13 protein-coding genes and 8 pseudogenes are annotated in these 15,701 nt (G+C 68.4%); 10 read left to right on the forward strand and 11 right to left on the reverse strand.

Annotation, left to right across the window (positions count from 1 at the left end; genetic code table 11):
- From sufU to QQK48_RS15850, 3 genes and pseudogenes are all read left to right on the forward strand, one after another.
- A complete protein-coding gene (sufU, locus tag QQK48_RS15840; RefSeq protein WP_284329432.1) occupies positions 1 to 444 on the forward strand; it encodes a Fe-S cluster assembly sulfur transfer protein SufU in 444 nt (147 codons plus the stop codon).
- Positions 441 to 768, forward strand: a pseudogene (locus QQK48_RS15845) (metal-sulfur cluster assembly factor). The gene sufU and the pseudogene QQK48_RS15845 overlap by 4 nt, the downstream one beginning before the upstream one ends.
- A 1-nt stretch (position 769) precedes the next feature.
- Positions 770 to 1,315 carry a DUF1697 domain-containing protein gene (locus tag QQK48_RS15850; protein ID WP_284329088.1) on the forward strand — a complete coding sequence of 182 codons (546 nt, stop codon included), beginning with the start codon at positions 770 to 772 and terminating at the stop codon, positions 1,313 to 1,315.
- Positions 1,316 to 1,428: 113 nt separating this feature from the next.
- On the opposite strand, the pseudogene QQK48_RS22240 reads toward QQK48_RS15850, so the two are convergent.
- The 5 genes and pseudogenes from QQK48_RS22240 to QQK48_RS15875 all read right to left on the reverse strand — a co-directional run bounded on the left by QQK48_RS22240 (position 1,429) and on the right by QQK48_RS15875 (position 4,976).
- Positions 1,429 to 2,741: pseudogene (locus QQK48_RS22240) on the reverse strand (amino acid permease).
- Positions 2,742 to 2,853: 112 nt separating this feature from the next.
- The gene (locus QQK48_RS15865) at positions 2,854 to 3,507 is read right to left on the reverse strand and encodes an energy-coupling factor transporter transmembrane component T (protein WP_284329091.1); all 654 of its coding nucleotides are present in this window, start codon (positions 3,505 to 3,507) and stop codon (positions 2,854 to 2,856) included.
- 135 nt (positions 3,508 to 3,642) lie between these two features.
- Positions 3,643 to 3,987, reverse strand: coding sequence for an ATP-binding cassette domain-containing protein (locus tag QQK48_RS20585; protein WP_431308367.1), 345 nt, complete (start codon positions 3,985 to 3,987; stop codon positions 3,643 to 3,645).
- Entirely contained in the window at positions 3,974 to 4,351 is a 378-nt protein-coding gene (locus QQK48_RS20590) for an ATP-binding cassette domain-containing protein (protein WP_348523684.1), read from the reverse strand. Before QQK48_RS20590 ends, QQK48_RS20585 begins: the two co-directional genes overlap by 14 nt.
- Before the next feature lie 10 nt (positions 4,352 to 4,361).
- Positions 4,362 to 4,976: a biotin transporter BioY gene (locus QQK48_RS15875; RefSeq protein WP_284329092.1), complete on the reverse strand. Its 615-nt coding sequence runs from the start codon at positions 4,974 to 4,976 to the stop codon at positions 4,362 to 4,364.
- Between the two features lie 133 nt (positions 4,977 to 5,109).
- Here QQK48_RS15875 and QQK48_RS15880 point away from each other — a divergent pair.
- Positions 5,110 to 6,713: pseudogene (locus QQK48_RS15880) on the forward strand (ABC-F family ATP-binding cassette domain-containing protein).
- Between the two features lie 66 nt (positions 6,714 to 6,779).
- On the opposite strand, the gene QQK48_RS15885 reads toward QQK48_RS15880, so the two are convergent.
- A complete protein-coding gene (locus QQK48_RS15885) occupies positions 6,780 to 7,055 on the reverse strand; it encodes a hypothetical protein (protein WP_284329093.1) in 276 nt (91 codons plus the stop codon).
- The gene (locus tag QQK48_RS15890) at positions 7,052 to 7,600 is read right to left on the reverse strand and encodes an SURF1 family protein (RefSeq protein ID WP_284329094.1); all 549 of its coding nucleotides are present in this window, start codon (positions 7,598 to 7,600) and stop codon (positions 7,052 to 7,054) included. The genes QQK48_RS15885 and QQK48_RS15890 overlap by 4 nt, the downstream gene beginning before the upstream one ends.
- A 62-nt stretch (positions 7,601 to 7,662) precedes the next feature.
- Between QQK48_RS15890 and fabG the strand changes: the two genes are divergently transcribed.
- The gene (fabG, locus tag QQK48_RS15895; protein WP_284329095.1) at positions 7,663 to 8,367 is read left to right on the forward strand and encodes a 3-oxoacyl-ACP reductase FabG; all 705 of its coding nucleotides are present in this window, start codon (positions 7,663 to 7,665) and stop codon (positions 8,365 to 8,367) included.
- A gap of 64 nt (positions 8,368 to 8,431) precedes the next feature.
- Here the strand turns inward: fabG and QQK48_RS15900 are convergent.
- Positions 8,432 to 9,728 (reverse strand): annotated as a pseudogene (locus tag QQK48_RS15900) (uracil-xanthine permease family protein).
- A 160-nt stretch (positions 9,729 to 9,888) separates the two neighbouring features.
- Here QQK48_RS15900 and fabI point away from each other — a divergent pair.
- From fabI to QQK48_RS15915, 3 genes and pseudogenes are all read left to right on the forward strand, one after another.
- Positions 9,889 to 10,655, forward strand: a pseudogene (gene fabI / locus QQK48_RS15905) (enoyl-ACP reductase FabI).
- 283 nt (positions 10,656 to 10,938) lie between these two features.
- Entirely contained in the window at positions 10,939 to 11,166 is a 228-nt protein-coding gene (locus QQK48_RS15910; RefSeq protein WP_284329096.1) for a hypothetical protein, read from the forward strand.
- A 131-nt stretch (positions 11,167 to 11,297) separates the two neighbouring features.
- Positions 11,298 to 11,747 carry a pyridoxamine 5'-phosphate oxidase family protein gene (locus QQK48_RS15915; protein ID WP_284329097.1) on the forward strand — a complete coding sequence of 150 codons (450 nt, stop codon included), beginning with the start codon at positions 11,298 to 11,300 and terminating at the stop codon, positions 11,745 to 11,747.
- 9 nt (positions 11,748 to 11,756) lie between these two features.
- Here QQK48_RS15915 and QQK48_RS20595 read toward each other — a convergent pair whose 3' ends face one another.
- From QQK48_RS20595 to glgC, 3 genes and pseudogenes are all read right to left on the reverse strand, one after another.
- Positions 11,757 to 11,876 (reverse strand): hypothetical protein, encoded by a 120-nt coding sequence (locus tag QQK48_RS20595; protein ID WP_348523685.1) that lies wholly within the window; start codon positions 11,874 to 11,876, stop codon positions 11,757 to 11,759.
- Positions 11,873 to 12,388 (reverse strand): phosphoserine phosphatase SerB, encoded by a 516-nt coding sequence (serB, locus tag QQK48_RS15920; protein ID WP_348523686.1) that lies wholly within the window; start codon positions 12,386 to 12,388, stop codon positions 11,873 to 11,875. Before serB ends, QQK48_RS20595 begins: the two co-directional genes overlap by 4 nt.
- Positions 12,385 to 13,627: pseudogene (gene glgC, locus QQK48_RS15925) on the reverse strand (glucose-1-phosphate adenylyltransferase). The gene serB and the pseudogene glgC overlap by 4 nt, the downstream one beginning before the upstream one ends.
- Positions 13,628 to 13,699: 72 nt before the next feature.
- Here glgC and glgA point away from each other — a divergent pair.
- Positions 13,700 to 14,903, forward strand: a pseudogene (gene glgA, locus QQK48_RS15930) (glycogen synthase).
- Between the two features lie 12 nt (positions 14,904 to 14,915).
- Positions 14,916 to 15,697, forward strand: a pseudogene (locus tag QQK48_RS15935) (ABC transporter ATP-binding protein).
- The last annotated feature ends 4 nt before the right edge of the window (positions 15,698 to 15,701 follow it).

The following is a 15,701-nucleotide window of genomic DNA, read 5'->3' on the forward strand; positions in this document are numbered from 1 at the left end:
ATGTACCAGCAGGTCATCATGGACCATGCGCGTGAAGCGCACGGGCGTGGCCTGAAGGACCCGGGACTCATCCAGATCGGCGAGTCCCACCAGATCAACACCACCTGTGGCGACGAGATCACGCTTCGCGTGGGTCTCGACGGAACGACGGTGGGCTCCGTGTCGTGGGAGGGACAGGGATGCTCCATCTCCCAGGCCTCCGTGTCGGTGCTGACGGACCTCGTGGAGGGCCAGAGCCTCGACCAGGCCGAGGAGACCATGGAGGCGTTCCGGGCCCTCATGCATGCCAAGGGCGAGCCCCTGGATGATGAGCGCGAGGACCTCCTGGGCGACGCAACCGCCTTTGTCGGAGTGGGAAAGTACCCGGCGCGCATCAAGTGCGCCATGCTGGGGTGGTCGGCGTTCAAGGACGCCCTCATCCATGCACGAAAGGATCAGGCATGACTGACACCAAGACCCCCGCGAATGCCGCGGATGTCGAGGAGGCGCTGCGCGACGTCATCGACCCCGAGCTCGGGATCAATGTGGTCGACCTTGGCCTCGTGTACGGCGTGTCGCTGGATGAGAACCAGCACGCCGTCATCGACATGACCCTCACCTCGGCGGCGTGCCCGCTGACCGACGTCCTCGAGGACCAGGCCGGCCAGGTCCTCGACGGCATCGTCGACGGGTTCCGCATCAACTGGGTGTGGATGCCGCCGTGGGGCCCTGACAAGATCACGGACGACGGACGCGAGCAGGCTGCGCGCTCTCGGCTTCAACGTCTGACATGGCCGGTGCGACGCATGTCGCGCTGATCCGCGGCATCAACGTCGGCGGACGTAACCCGGTCCCGATGGCGCGCCTGCGCGAGGAACTGTCCTCGCGCGGCGCGCCTTCGCGTACCTACATCCAGTCGGGCAACGTCATCCTCGATGCGCCGCACCTGGACGTCAGCGCCGTCACCGCGCTCGTTGAGGAGGTGCTGGCGCAGGAGTTCGACGTCACGACGGTCGTGGTGGTGCTCACAGCGCCGATGCTGAGGAGTATCGTGGAGGCCGCACCCGACGGCTTCTCCGTCGATCCCAGCGTGTTTCACCGCGACGTCGCCTTCTTGCGCTCCGGTGTCGACGCGAGCGCGGCGCTGGGAGCGTTTCGCTTGCGCGAGGGCGTCGATGAGGCGTGGGCGGGCGACGGTGCCGTGTACTTCCGACGGCTCAGCGCCGAGCGCACCAAGAGCCGCATGAACTCCATCATGAAGACGCCTTTCTACGCGCAGATGACGATCCGCAACTGGGCGACCACCACCGCACTGGCCGAGATGGTGGACGCCTGACCAGGTAGAAGGAGATGCGGCCGCTGGCAAGGGCAACAAGGCCGATGAGCGCGCCCACCGTCACCGCCACGCACAATGCCGCTTCCGCGTGGGTGAACAGCCGCAGGCCGCGCTCACGGCGGGCCCGCCAATACATCAGTGTCGCGGGTGCGTACACGACGAGTGCGATCAGGACGTACTGCAGGCCCATCGCGTAGACGAGGTAGCAGGTGTACGCGAAGGCGCAGGCTGTGAGAGCGAGCGCCCCCGAGCGCCGGGTGCCGCCGAGCGTGAGCTTCAGCGCGAACGCCGCCGTGAGCAAATACGGCAGGATCGTCACGGCACTCGTGAGCCTCCAGCGAGAAGTCGGAGGCGCTGCGCGAAAAGTGCGCGATGACCAGGAAGACCTGGCTGAGCAATGAGGTCGCGGTCAGCGCGCGCAGCGGCACGCCGCGGGGGCTCAGCGTCGCGAGAGCGCGGGGCGCGTCGTCGCCGCTGGCGGCGGCGAAGAGGACCTCGGCCCCCAGAAGCGTCCAGGCCAGGTAGGCGCCGAGGACCGAGATCAGCAGCCCGATGCCGACCATCCACGCGCCCCAGGAACCCACCGCGGCCTCGATCACGCCTGCGGCTGAGGGCTGGCGCAGCGAGGCGAGCTCCTCGCGGGGCAGCACACCGTAGGACAGCATGGTGATCACCACAAACAGCGCGAGCACGGTGAGGAAGCCGGTCACCGTGGCGCGCCCCACGTCCTCGCGTCGCCGCGCATACCGCGAGAAGACGTTGGCGCCTTCCACGCCAAGGAAGACGAACACGGTCACGAGCATCGTCGCGCGCACCTGCTCGGCGAGGTCACCCGCGGTGTGGGTAGGCGAGCCCCACAGGTTGTCGACGAAGGTCTCCCACGAGAAGCCAGCGAATGCGACCACGACGATGAACAGCGCCAGGGGATGAGTTTGGCGATGGTGGTGATGGTGTTGATGATGGCGGCCGTATCGATACCGCGCGCGATGACGGCATGGAAGACCCAGATTCCCGCAGAGCCGACCACGACGGCGGCGAGGGTGTCGCCCTCGCCGAGTGCCGGGATGACCGCTCCGAGCGTCGAGCAGATCAGCACCCAGTAGGTGACGTTGGCGATGCAGGCCCCGGCCCAGTAGCCGAACGCCGAGAAGAACCCGACGTAGGGGCCAAAGCCCGCCTTGGCGTACGCGAAGATACCTGCGTCGAGGTCGGGACGCTCGCGAGAGAGCCGTTGGAACACGATGGCCATGAGCAACATGCCGCCGCCTGCGAGCGTCCACGCGATGAGGGCGCCGTACACGCCAGTCGCCTCGGCAAACGTGGACGGGAGGGAAAAGACTCCGGCGCCCACCATCGAGCCGATGACCATCGCGATCAACATCGGCAAGCCAAGCCGGCGGGTGGGGGCAGCGGCGGACTCGGTCATGCCAACCCCCTCGCCAGCGCATCGTGCCTGGTGTCAGAGTAGGCCACGGCGTTCGGAGGGGAGCGGTCAGCGCTTCCGGTCGGAGCGGCGAGTGAGGATGTCGAAGGCATCGTCACTCGACAGGCTTCGAGGCGTCCGTGCTGGGGGACGTGTGCGGTCGCGCTGGGGGAGTCTTTGCCCGTGACGGACGCGCGGTGGGCGCCTCCGATGGCGGCGCTACCTCGGGGGCGATGCTGTGCTGAGCGGCCACCGAGCGGCGCGAGCGACGCTCGCGCCGGCGCCCCGATTCGACCTGGTCGCCCTCTTCTCCGATGCCGCGGGCGTGAATCGCCTGTCCGAGGTCAAGTGCGAAGCCGACCGTCCGGGTGGTGGTCGGGTAGAGCAGGGCTCGCAGATTGCGGTCGAACCCACGCGCCCGCGCGGCCTGACGCGACTCGAGGTAGATCTCGGCGACCTCGGGCAGGGCGCGTAGCAGGAGCGCGAACATCAGGCCGAGGGTCTCGGGCGGCAGGACGGCGCGGATGGGGCGGGCAAGCGATGAGACGAGGTCGAGCATCGCGGTCATCGATGTCGACGCCGCGATGGCGAGGGCCAGCGCCACGACCGCGATGAGGTCCGCGCTGACGTCGATAGCGCGGGACCAGTCGCCTCGCCACACGTGAATCGCAGAGGTGAGCGCGGCGACCACCAGCGTGCCTGCCATGGCGACTGCAGTGGTGCGCGCGGGCGGTTGAGTGGAGACCAGGAGCAGCAGACACGCCGCCATGATGCCCAGCGAGGCTCACGGGGTCGTCGAGCATGATCACCGCCACGGTGGTGATCAGCAGCAGGCTCACCTTGAGCCACGCGGGCGCGTGGTGCAGGGGAGTCTGGCGGGCCCTGAAGAGCCCGGTGGGGGCAATCACGACGCGGGGCTCCGGGTGGTGCGCCCGAACATCAGGTCGCGATAGAACGCCACGGCCTCGACCGGGTTGCCGTCGAAGGCGACCGCGCCGTCGTCGATGACGATGGTGCGCTCGGCGCGTGCCGCCGAGTCCAGGTCGTGAGTCACCTCGATCAGTTGCACGGGCAGCGACCGCAGCAGCGCACCGACATGCGCACGCCAGCGCAGATCCAACAGGGTCGTCGGTTCGTCCGCCACGAGGATGGACGGTGTGACGGCCAGGACGCCTGCGAGGGCGAGGAGCCGGCGCTGTCCGCCAGACAGCGACCCCACCGCCACGTCTGCGCGGTTACCAAGACCCATCTCTTCGAGGGCGTCGAGTGCGGCGCGGGTGCGCTCGTCCCGGTCCTTGATGGTGCGTCGAAGCGACAGCATGACGTCCTCGATGGCCGTCGGCATGATGAGCCTGCGCGGAGGGATCCGTGAAGAGGAAGCCCACCTTGCGGCGGACTTCGGGGCCCTTGCGCGCCACGTCGAGGCCGTCGACCTCCACGGAGCCGGTGGTGGCGGGGATCAACCCGTTGATGAGCCGTACCAGGGTTGATTTTCCGCCACCGTTGGCTCCGATAACGGACACGCGCCGTTCGGTGAGGGTCAGCGAGGTGGGCTTCAGGATCGTCACACCCGTGTCGGGTGCGGTGACTCCCGCGTCCTTGAACTCGATCATGGGGTCAAGGCTATGCGGTCGCGGGCGCCTTGCCCTCACTCGCGGCCGATGCCACGGGTCGCGCGGCTCCCAGAAGGCGGGGGTAGGCCCGGTGCACCACGGCGGCGATTCCTGCCGCGATCGCGACCTTGAGCACGTCTCCGACCATGAAAGGCGCCATCGCGACGGTGGCATCGGCCAGGCTCAAGCCGGTGCGGACGGACAACCACGGCAGGCCGATGGCGTAGACCACGGGGATCGAGGCAAGGCCCGCGATCGCGAGGGTGGCGTAGGTGAGGCGGCCTCGGCGCCGGAACGCGACCGCGATGGCGCCGGTGATTCCCGCCGCCGGGATGAAGGACACCAGGAAGCCGCCGGTGGGGCCGGCAAGCACCGCGATGCCCGCGGACATGTTCGCGAAGATGGGCGCCCCTGCGAACCCGACCAGGATGTAGAGCGTGACGGAGGCCATGCCGCGCCACGGTCCCAGACACAGGCCCGCGACGACGACGGCGAGCGTCTGGAGCGAGAACGGGACACCGAAGGCGAGCGTGACCTCGGGGACGAGCGTCGATGCCGCGATGAACGCCGCGAACACCGCGATGAGGGCGATGTTCTGGCCGGACAGGGTCTCACGTGGGGACATGGCTCTCCTTGCTGGATAATGGTTCGGCGCTCACGCTACCCACGCCAATCGCCCGATAGGTATGGATGCGGGGTGGGGCGCACGTTTCTTGTAGAGATCCCACAGTTTTTCTGGTCTGGAGGCCTGACGCGTCGTGATCGCCGTACAGAATCTTGAGATGCGCATCGGCGCGCGCGTTCTCCTCCATCCCACGTCGTTCCACGTGAACGCCGGCGAACGCATCGGCCTCGTGGGCCGTAACGGTGCTGGCAAGACCACGATGACCCGCATCCTCGCGGGCGAGGGGCAACCCTCGGGCGGCACGGTGACGCACAAGGGCACGGTGGGCTACCTGCCGCAGGACCCCCGCTCGGGAGACCTCAACCAGATCGCCATGGACCGCGTGCTCGCGGCTCGTGACCTCGCCACCATCGTCGCGAAGATGCGCCAGGCGGAGGAGGACATGGGCGGCGCGGACGAGAAGGCCGCCGCCAAGGCCATGGACAGGTATCCCGCGCTCGAGGAGCGCTTCCGGGCCGCGGGAGGCTATGCCGCGGAGTCCGAGGCGCACCGCATCGCCTCGAACCTTGGCCTGGACGACCGTATCCTCGCCCAGCCGCTCCACACGCTCTCGGGTGGCCAGCGCCGCCGCGTGGAGCCTCGCCCGCATCCTCTTCTCGGACGCCGAGACCCTCCTGCTCGACGAGCCCACCAACCACCTTGACGCCGACTCGATCGTGTGGCTGCGCGAGTTCCTGCGTCAGTACTCGGGTGGGCTCATCGTCATCTCCCACGACGTCGACCTGGTGCGCACCGTCGTGACGAAGGTGTTCTACCTGGACGCCAACCGCGGCCAGGCTCGACCAGTACGCGATGGGCTGGGACCTGTACCTGCGTCAGCGCGAGGACGACGAGAAGCGCCGCCACACCGAGCGTCGCATCGCCGAGAAGAAGGCGGGCGCTCTCGTGGCCCAGGCGGAGAAGATGCGCGCCAAGGCGTCGAAGGCCGTGGCCGCCCAGCAGATGCTCAAGCGCGCGGAGAAGCCTGCTCGAGGGCACGGAGGGGGAGCGGGCCTCGGACAAGGTCGCCTCGCTGCGCTTCCCGACGCCCGCCCCGTGCGGCAAGACCCGCTTCGCGGCCACGGGCTGTCAAAGAGCCTACGGCTCCCTCGAGGTGTTCATGGATGTGGACCTCGCCATCGACCGCGGCTCCCGGGTGGTGATCCTCGGCTTCAACGGTGCCGGCAAGACCACGCTGCTGAAGCCTGCTGTCCGGCATCGAGGCCCCGGACACCGGCGAGGTGGAGGCCGGGCACGGCCTCAAGGCTCGGCTACTACGCGCAGGAGCACGACACGCTCGACATGGACGCGACCGTGGCGGAGAACATGCGCCACGCGGCGCCGGACCTCGGCGACACCGAGGTGCGCAAGGTGCTCGGTTCGTTCCTGTTCTCCGGCGACGACGCTGACAAGCCCACGCGGGTCCTGTCGGGTGGAGAGAAGACGCGCCTCGCGTTGGCGACACTCGTGGTGAGCCAGGCCAACGTGCTGCTGCTCGACGAGCCGACCAACAACCTCGACCCGGCGTCGCGCGCGGAGATCCTTGGCGCGCTCAGGACGTACGAAGGTGCCGTCGTCCTCGTCACCCACGACGAGGGTGCTGTCGACGCCCTCGAGCCCGAGCGGGTCCTCCTGCTTCCCGACGCCGACGAGGACCTCTGGAACGACTCCTACCGGGACCTCATCACCCTCGCCTAAACCGTCACATGGATCCATGTGACTCGCCTCAGGCGGTAAAAGAACCACACGGATCCACGTGACCGGCTAGAGGGCGTCCTCAATCTCCTCGTCTGAGGGCTCGGCGCGACGTCGCTTGCGCGGCTCCTTGATGGCCGATGCGGGTGCCGGCTCGTCCTCCTCGCGCGCCATCTGTGCGTCGCGACGCAGCAGCAAGATCGCCCCGGTGGGGGCGAGCGCGGCGAACACCCACCACTGCACGGCGTAGGCGAAGTGGGGTCCGAGCGACACCTCGGGCAGCGGCACCTGCTCGCCCACGACCGTGGGGGAGCACTGAGCGCCGTCGCAGATCTCGCGGATCATGAGGTACCCGGGTACCTCCTGGCCCGCGGGGAGTCGAGCTGCGACGGCGTGATGCGGGTCGCCGAGTCGGTGGCCGACTTGCCGTCGTCCTCTTCCCACGCGCGCACCACGCCCGTGACCGTGACCTCGCCCGCCGGATACTCCGGGACCGCGGGGTCCTCGTTTGGGCCCGGCTGGGGGATCCATCCCACCGAGACGAGCACGGACCGACCGTCGTCGGTGTCGAGCCAGGCGAGGTACTGCCACGCGGCGGTGGAATCGATGGGGCGCCCGCGCAGCACCGTCGCGGTGCCCGTCTCGAAGGTGCCCGTGACCGTGACGAGGCGCCATTCGGCATCGTCGGGCAGCGAGGTGGCGTCGGGGGGAATGACCGTGGCGAGAGGCTCCGCCGCTCGACCCTCGGCTGCCTCGAACGCGGCCACCGCGGCCGCCTTGTCCTGATGCCGGTGAAACTGCCAGAACCCCAACTCGATGGCCACCGCGCTCACCGTGAGGGCGATGAGCATCGTGACCGCGATGCGGGTGAAGGTGAGGCGTCGGGGCACCCTTCGATGCTAGTCGCGAGCCGCGGCCGTGCGGTCCGCGCCGTTCCACTACCGTGGCACCCATGACTCGACACGTCCTCGTCACCGGAGCCAACCGCGGCATCGGCCGCTCTATCGCCGCGGCGTTCGTCGACGCCGGCTACACCGTCAGTTCGATTCACCGCAGCGGTGACCTGCCTGAGGGCGTTCACAGCGCGCTCGCGGACATCACCGACACCGACGCCGTGAACGCTGCGTTCGACGCGCTCGAGGCCGAGCACGGCCGCGTGGAGATCCTGGTGGCCAACGCGGGCATCACCAAGGACGGCCTGCTGATGCGCATGTCCGATGAGGACTTCGAGACCGTCCTCGACGTCAACCTCGCGGGTACGTTCCGCTGCGTGCGCCGCGCCACGAACTCCATGCTGCGCCAGCGCTTTGGTCGCATCATTCTCGTGGGCTCCGTGGTGGGCCTCATGGGCAACCCCGGCCAGGTGAACTACTCGGCCTCGAAGTCGGCGCTGGTGGGTATGGCGCGCTCCATCACCCGAGAGGTGGGTTCGCGCGGCATCACCGCCAACGTGATCGCCCCGGGATTCATCACCACGGACATGACGGACGAACTCCCCGAGGATGTGAAGAAGCAGTACGAGGCCACTATCCCCGCCAAGCGTTTCGGGGCGGCCGATGAGGTGGCCGCCGCCGCGGTCTACCTCGCCTCCGATGCCGCAGGCTACGTCTCGGGCGCCGTGCTGCCGGTCGACGGCGGCCTCGGGATGGGTCACTAGACCACAGCGGAAACGACGAGGGCCCTCGGCGCATTGCCGGGGGCCCTCGTCGTGTGAAGCGTGGCTACGCCTGCGGCGCGGGATCGTCGTCGCCACCCTGGTACGCCGGCGAGGCGACGGGGTTGGCGGCGTCACGCCAGCGCGTGATGATGGCCATCAGGTGGTACGTGATGAGCGCGGCGGCGGTGCCGAGGATGATGCCCTCGAACTTCAGTTCGCCCACCTGCCACGTGTAATTGGCGGCTCCCATGACGAGCGCCACACCCGCGGGGATGAGGTTCACCGGGTTGCCGAAGTCGACCTTGCCCTGGCCCCAGATGCGGGCACCGAGGACGGCGATCATGCCGAACAGCACGGTCGACAGGCCGCCGAGGACGCCCGCCGGGGTGGCCGCGATGAGCCTCGCCAATCTTGGGCGACAGGCTCAGCAGCAGGGCGAAGATACCCGCGCACCAGTACGCCGCGGTCGAGTAGACGCGGGTCGCAGCCATGACGCCGATGTTCTCCGCGTAGGTCGTGGTGCCCGAGCCGCCGCCGAGGCCCGCGACTGTGGTGGCGACGCCGTCGGCCAGCAGCGCGCGGCCGGTGATGGGGTCAAGGTCCTCGCCCGTCATCGCGGACACGGACTTCACGTGGCCGATGTTCTCGGCGATCAGCACAAAGATCACCGGCAGGAACATGAGCATGACCGAGGCGTCGAAGGTGGGGGTCGCGAAGTCGGGGAGGCCAAACCACGCGGCGTCGTGGAAGTCGGTGAGGTCGTACTCGCCGTTGAACGCCGCGACGATGCAGCCCACCACGGTGCCCAGCAGGATCGAGAGGCGGCCGAGGATGCCGCGGAACAGCACGGTGATGATCACGACTGCGAGCGCGGACACGAGTGCGGTGCCCATCGACTCCTGCACCATGCCCCACGCCGCGGGGGCGAGGTTGAGCCCGATCAGCATGACGATGGAACCGGTGACGACGGGTGGCATCGTCACCTCGATCCACCGGGTGCCCGCCACGTGGACCACGACGCCCACGACCGCCAGAAGGAGGCCCGTGGCCACGAGGCCGCCGAGTGCAGCACCCTCGCCGCCGGAGGCGACGGCCGCCGTAATGGGCGCGATGAACGCGAACGACGAACCCACGTAGGAGGGCAGGCGGTTGCCGGTGATGATGAGGAACAGGATGGTGCCGATGGCCGAGAAGAAGATCGTGGTGCTCGGCGGGAAGCCGGTCAGCAGCGGCACCACGAACGTCGAGCCAAACATCGCGAGGACGTGCTGAGCGCCCAGGCCGATCGTGCGCGGCCAGGTGAGCCGCTCCTTGGGCTTCACCACCGCATCGGCCGCAATAGTGCGACCGTCGCCGTGCAGTGTCCAGGCTCATCAATGCCATCGTGCTTCTCCTCAACTGGTGACCGCGCGTGGATCGCACGCGCCGGGCGACAATCTACTGGGTTAGCGACGCCGTGCCGTTAGGCTCGGGCCTGGTCGCGCCGACGGCGCTAGGCTCGTTTCGACAAGGAGAGACTTCATGGGAATGCTTGATGGCAAGAACATCCTGGTGACGGGGGTGCTGACCGAGGGCTCGATCGCCTTCGAGGTCGCCCGCCTCTGCCAGGAGCAGGGCGCCACGGTCGTGCTGACCGGCGTCGGGCGTTCCCTCAAGATCACCCAGGCGATGGGTCGCCGCCTCCCCGTCGAGGCTCAGGTCGTGGAGCCGACGTCACCGACCCGGAGCACCTCGCCGCGCTCGCGGACAAGGTGCGTGAGCACGTGCCCCATCTGGACGGTGTGGTGCACTCGATCGGCTTCGCCCCGCAGTCCGTCATGGGCGGCAACTTCATGTCCGGCGAGTGGGATGACGTCTCGACCGCCGTGCACATCTCGTCGTACTCGCTGAAGGCGCTGGCGCAGGCCGCCCTGCCGCTCATGGCGAAGGGCTCGTCGATTGTGGGCCTCACGTTCGACGGCCGCTTCGCCTGGCCCGTGTACGACTGGATGGGCGTCGCGAAGGCCGCCATGGAGGCCGTCAACCGCTACCTCGCCCGCGACCTTGGCCAGCACGGCATCCGTGCCAACCTGGTGTCCGCTGGCCCTATCAAGACCACTGCCGCCAAGCACATCCCCGGCTTCGAGCAGATGGAAGGCGTGTGGGCGGACCGTGCCCCGCTCGGTTGGGACTCGTCCGCGACCGAGCCGACGGCCCGTACCGTGACCGCGCTGCTGTCCGACTGGTTCCCGGCCACCACGGGCGAGATGATCCACGTGGACGGTGGCGTCCACGCGATGGGACAGTGACATGCCTACGCTCATCATCGCCCGCCACGCCAAGGCCGAGGCTCCCTCGACCCTCGGCAACGACGCGGACCGCACTCTCGAGCCTGATCGGCCGTCAGGCCTCGACCAAGCTCGGCCAGGAGATGGCCGCCGCCGGGCTCGCGCCCGCCGTCGCGCTCGTGTCGCCCTCGGTGCGCACTCAGCAGACGTGGAAGGCTCATGTCCGCGGCGCTGCCCGAGTGTGAGACGCGCATCGTCGACGCACTGTACGAGACGGACGTCGACGGCCTGCTCGAGGTCGCGCGTGAGGCTCGAGGACGTGGAGACCGCTGTGATGGTGGGACACGAGCCCACGTCCTCGGCTGCGGCCGCGTATCTGGCAGGAACGGGCTCGGACACGCCCGCCCTGAAGTTCATCGCGCATGGCCTGCGCACCGCGACGGCCGCCGTGCTGACCTTCGAGGGTTCGTGGGCCGACCTGGCGTCGAACTCGGCGGTGCTGACGATGGTGGTCTCCGGCCGCGACGTCTGAGCGAAGATGTCGACCGAGCACGCGAGTCTCGACGGGTTCATCGGAGACTTCATCGCGCGTCAGCCGATGTTCTTCGTCGCCACGGCGGACGTCGACGGCTTGGTCAACCTCTCACCCAAGGGGGCGATGGGATGTTGCGCGTCATCGACGCGCACACCCTCGCCTACCTTGACCTCACGGGGTCGACGGCGGAGACGATCGCGCATGTGCGTGCCAGCCGACGGATCACCGTCATGTGGTGCGCGTTCGAGGGACCGCCGATGATCGTGCGAGTGCACGGCACCGCGCGCATCGTGACCCGTGCCGACCCCGAGTGGAAACACTGGGCGGCGCAGTTCCCGCCCAAGGTGGGGGCGCGTTCCGTGGTCGTGGTGACCGCGCAACGCATCTCCGACTCGTGCGGCATGGCCGTGCCCCTGCTGACGTACGAGTCCGACCGTCAGCAACTCGACCGTTGGGCGCGCGGAAAGGGCGAGGCGGGACTGCGCGACTATTGGGAGCGCAAAAACACCACGTCGCTCGACGGCAAGCCCGCATTCACGGTGGCGGACAGGGGAGTGCCGCCCATGGAGGCTGTCTAGGTTCTCCGCTTACCGCTCGATGACGTCGAGGACGTCTGCGAGACTCGGGGAGTTCACCGCGACATCGGCCTGAGCCTGGACGACCGGCTTGGCGTTGAACGCGACGCCAAGGCCCGCGGCAGCCATCATGTCGAGGTCGTTCGCGCCATCGCCAACGGCCACACAATCGGCGGGGAGATCCCCAACTGGGCCGCATATTCACGCAGGGCCTCCGCCTTGGCGGCGCGGTCAATGACGGGACCCACCGTGCGGCCGGTGAGGCGGCCATCGGCCACCTCAAGGCGGTTCGCGCGGAACCACGAGATGCCGATGCGTGCCGCGAGCGGCGCGACGACCTCCTCGAAGCCTCCGGACACCAGCGCCGCCGTCCAACCCTCACCCTGGAGCGTCGAGATGAGTTCCTCGGCGCCGGGGGTGAAGCGGACTTCCGCAAGAACCTCGGTAAAGACCGACTCGTCGACACCGGCGAGGGTGGCGACGCGCTGGCGCAGCGACTCGCCAAAATCGATCTCGCCGCGCATCGCGGACTCCGTGACGCGCGCGACCTCCTCCTGAGTGCCCGCGCGTGCGGCGATGAGTTCGATGACCTCAGACGTGATCAGCGTGGAATCGACATCGAGGACGATGAGGCGTGCGCTCATGCGGTGACAACCGTGCCCTTCGGCACCACCGTGATGCCGGACTCCGTCACCGTGAACCCACGCTCCAGGTCGCTCACGCGGTCGATGCCGACGCGGGCGCCCTCCTCGATGATGACGTTCTTGTCCAAGATGGCGCGGTGCACCTGAGCGTGACGGTTGATTACCACGTCGTCGAGCAGCACCGAGTCCGACACCGTCGACCACGAGTGCAGGCGCACGCCAGGAGACAGCACCGAACCGGTGACCGTCGCGCCCGAGACGATCACTCCAGGGGAGACGATCGAATCGGCGGCGTGACCGAGCCTGCCCTCCTCGGAGTGGATGAACTTCGCGGGAGGCTCGGTAATGAGGCCCTGATGCAACGGCCACTCGTGGTTGTAGACGTTGAAGACTGGCTGCACGGCGATGAGGTCCATGTGCGCGTCGTAGTAGGAATCCATCGTCCCGACGTCACGCCAGTAGTTGCGGTCGCGGTCGGTGGAACCAGGCACGTCATTGTCGACGAAGTCGTAGAAGCCGCAGGTGCCCTGCTCGACGAAGTGGGGGACGATGTCGCCACCCATGTCGTGCTTCGAGGTCGCGGACTCGGCATCGGCCTTGAGAGCCTCGAGGAGCGGACCGACGGATGCGACGTAGTTGCCCATCGATGCCAGGACCTCGTGGGGAGAGTCGGGCAGCCCCTCGGGCTCGGTGGGCTTTTCGAGGAAGGCCTTGATGAAGCCGGGACGTTCCTTGTCGGTGTCGATCACTCCGAACTGGTCCGCGAGGCTCGATGGGCTGGCGGATGCCCGCCACGGTGAAGTCCGCTCCCGACGCGATGTGGCTGTCCACCATCTGCGAGAAGTCCATGCGATACACGTGATCCGCGCCCACGATCACGACGATGTCAGGGTTCTCATCCTCGATGATGTTGACGGTCTGGTAGATCGCATCGGCACTGCCCAGGTACCAGTGCTTGCCTCGCCGCTGCTGCGCTGGCACGGGCGCCACGTAGTTGCCCAGGAGGGGCGACATGCGCCAGGTGCGCGCGATGTGACGGTCCATCGAGTGCGACTTGTACTGCGTGAGCACGACGATGTGCAGGTAACGCGAGTTCACCAGGTTGGACAAGGCGAAGTCGACCAGCCGGTACGTCCCTCCGAAGGGGACGGCGGGCTTTGCTCGGGCCGCGGTGAGGGGCATCAGGCGCTTGCCCTCACCTCCGGCCAGGACGATGGCGAGAACTTTCGGCGCTGGCATGTGCCCAGCATAGGCGGGTAGCCCGGCGAGTGAACAGGTCACACGCCCGGGGAGAGCACTAGCGTGGGTGGTATGCGAGCAGACATCCTGACCCGTGAGTACCCACCCCACATCTACGGCGGCGCCGGCGTCCACGTGACCGAGTTGGCGGCGGTGTTGCGCGACCACATCGAGGTGCGGGTGCGTGCCTTCGACGGCCCGCGCGACGAGGAAGGCGTGGATGGGTATGAGCCGCTGGGCGGGGGCGTGGGGGACGCGTCGCTCGACGTCATCGCCCACAACCTGCCGATGGCCAAGGACTGCGAAGGCGCCGATCTGGTGCACTCCCACACCTGGTACGCCAACCTCGCCGGCCACCTTGCGGCGCGGCTGCACGGTATCCCTCACGTGATCTCCGCACATTCGCTGGAGCCCCTGCGTCCGTGGAAGGCGGAGCAGGCGGGTGGCGGCTATCGCGTCTCGTCCTGGATCGAGCGCACCGCCTACGAGAACGCTGACGCGATTATCGCCGTGTCCGGCGGGATGCGGCAGGACGTGCTGCGCTCGTACCCCAACGTGGATCCCGCGAAGGTCCGAGTGATTCACAATGGCATCGACGTGGACGCCTGGGCGGCGCCGTCGAGTCCCGAGGAGCGGCAGGCGGCCGATGCCGTGGTCGCCGACTGGGGCATCGACCGCGATCGCCCCGCCTTGGTCTTTGTGGGCCGCATTACCCGCCAGAAGGGGCTGCCGTACTTCCTGCGGGCGGTCGAGTCACTGCCGCCGGAGGTGCAGATCGTGTTGTGCGCGGGCGCGCCCGACACGAAGGAGATCATGGCCGAGGTGTCCGGCCTTGTCGACGAGTTGCGCTCCAAGCGCGACGGGGTGATTTGGATCGAGAAGCACCTGCCCCGAGCCGAGGCTCGTGGCCGTGCTCGACGCCTGCACCGCCTTTGTGTGCCCCAGCGTGTACGAGCCGCTCGGCATCGTGAACCTTGAAGCGATGGCCGTGGGCCTGCCCGTGGTCGCGACGGCGACGGGCGGTATCCCCGAGGTCGTGGTGGACGGCGAGACGGGCATTCTGGTCCCGATCGACCAGGTCTCCGACGGCACAGGAACCCCCAAGAACCCCGAGGCGTTCATCGCGGAACTTGGCGGTGCCCTCGCGGATGCCGTCTCCGACCTGGACCGCGCGAAGCGCTGGGGCGAGGCGGGCAGGGCACGAGCCGCCGAGCACTTCTCGTGGCACACCATCGGCGAGCGCACCCTGGACCTCTACCGGGAACTCACGGACTAGGCTGGCCACATCATGACCGAGGTGCTGAGCTTCCAGGGCGTGGGGCTGCGTCGCTCCGACAACGCCATCCTGTCCTCCATCGACTGGAGCATCGACTCCGCGGACCGCTGGGTCATCTTGGGCCCGAACGGCGCGGGCAAGACATCGCTCATCTCGATCGCCTCGGCGCGCATGCACCCGAGCGAGGGCGAGGCAACTGTCCTGGGTTTGCGCCTGGGTCACGCCGACGTCCAGGAGTTGCGGATCCGCGTAGGACTCGCCTCCGCGGCGCTCGCGGACAGGCTCCCTGCCGACGAGACGGTCCTCAACGTGGTCATGACCGCAGCGCACGGCGTCACCGGACGTTGGCGCGAGGAGTACGAGGGCGTCGACGTGGAGCGCGCCGAGGCGCTGCTTGCCGCCTTCGGCATGCAGGGCTTCGCGGAGCGTCGCTTCTGGACCTTGTCCGAGGGGAGCGCAAGCGCGTCCAGATTGGACGCGCGTTGATGGCGGACCCCGAGTTGTTGCTGCTGGACGAACCGGCGGCGGGGCTGGACCTTGGCGGACGCGAGGAGTTGCTCTCCGCGCTGACGGAGTTGGCGGGGGACAGGCGTTCACCCGCGATGGTGCTGGTGACGCACCACGTCGAGGAGATCCCCGTGGGCTTCACGCATGCGCTGCTGCTGCGTGAGGGGCAGGTTGTCGCCGCGGGCCCGCTTGAGGAGACCCTGACGGCGGACAACCTCAGCACCACGTATGGCATGCCTGTGGCGCTCGACGCGCGCGACGGCCGCTGGTCCGCACGCCGCGCGTGAGCGC

The organism is Demequina litorisediminis, from assembly GCF_030161615.1.
Classification (GTDB): domain Bacteria; phylum Actinomycetota; class Actinomycetes; order Actinomycetales; family Demequinaceae; genus Demequina; species Demequina litorisediminis.

Bases quoted from the DNA above. Each gene is read 5' to 3' on its own strand.
- QQK48_RS15850 (WP_284329088.1), top strand. From the start codon at position 770: ATGGCCGGTGCGACGCATGTCGCGCTGATCCGCGGCATCAACGTCGGC.
- QQK48_RS20585 (WP_431308367.1), bottom strand. From the start codon at position 3,987: ATGGGTCTTGGTAACCGCGCAGACGTGGCGGTGGGGTCGCTGTCTGGC.
- sufU (WP_284329432.1), top strand. From the start codon at position 1: ATGTACCAGCAGGTCATCATGGACCATGCGCGTGAAGCGCACGGGCGT.
- fabG (WP_284329095.1), top strand. From the start codon at position 7,663: ATGACTCGACACGTCCTCGTCACCGGAGCCAACCGCGGCATCGGCCGC.
- QQK48_RS20590 (WP_348523684.1), bottom strand. From the start codon at position 4,351: ATGATCGAGTTCAAGGACGCGGGAGTCACCGCACCCGACACGGGTGTG.
- serB (WP_348523686.1), bottom strand. From the start codon at position 12,388: ATGAGCGCACGCCTCATCGTCCTCGATGTCGATTCCACGCTGATCACG.
- QQK48_RS15885 (WP_284329093.1), bottom strand. From the start codon at position 7,055: ATGATCCGCGAGATCTGCGACGGCGCTCAGTGCTCCCCCACGGTCGTG.
- QQK48_RS15915 (WP_284329097.1), top strand. From the start codon at position 11,298: ATGTTGCGCGTCATCGACGCGCACACCCTCGCCTACCTTGACCTCACG.
- QQK48_RS15875 (WP_284329092.1), bottom strand. From the start codon at position 4,976: ATGTCCCCACGTGAGACCCTGTCCGGCCAGAACATCGCCCTCATCGCG.
- QQK48_RS20595 (WP_348523685.1), bottom strand. From the start codon at position 11,876: ATGATGGCTGCCGCGGGCCTTGGCGTCGCGTTCAACGCCAAGCCGGTC.
- QQK48_RS15865 (WP_284329091.1), bottom strand. From the start codon at position 3,507: ATGGCGGCGTGTCTGCTGCTCCTGGTCTCCACTCAACCGCCCGCGCGC.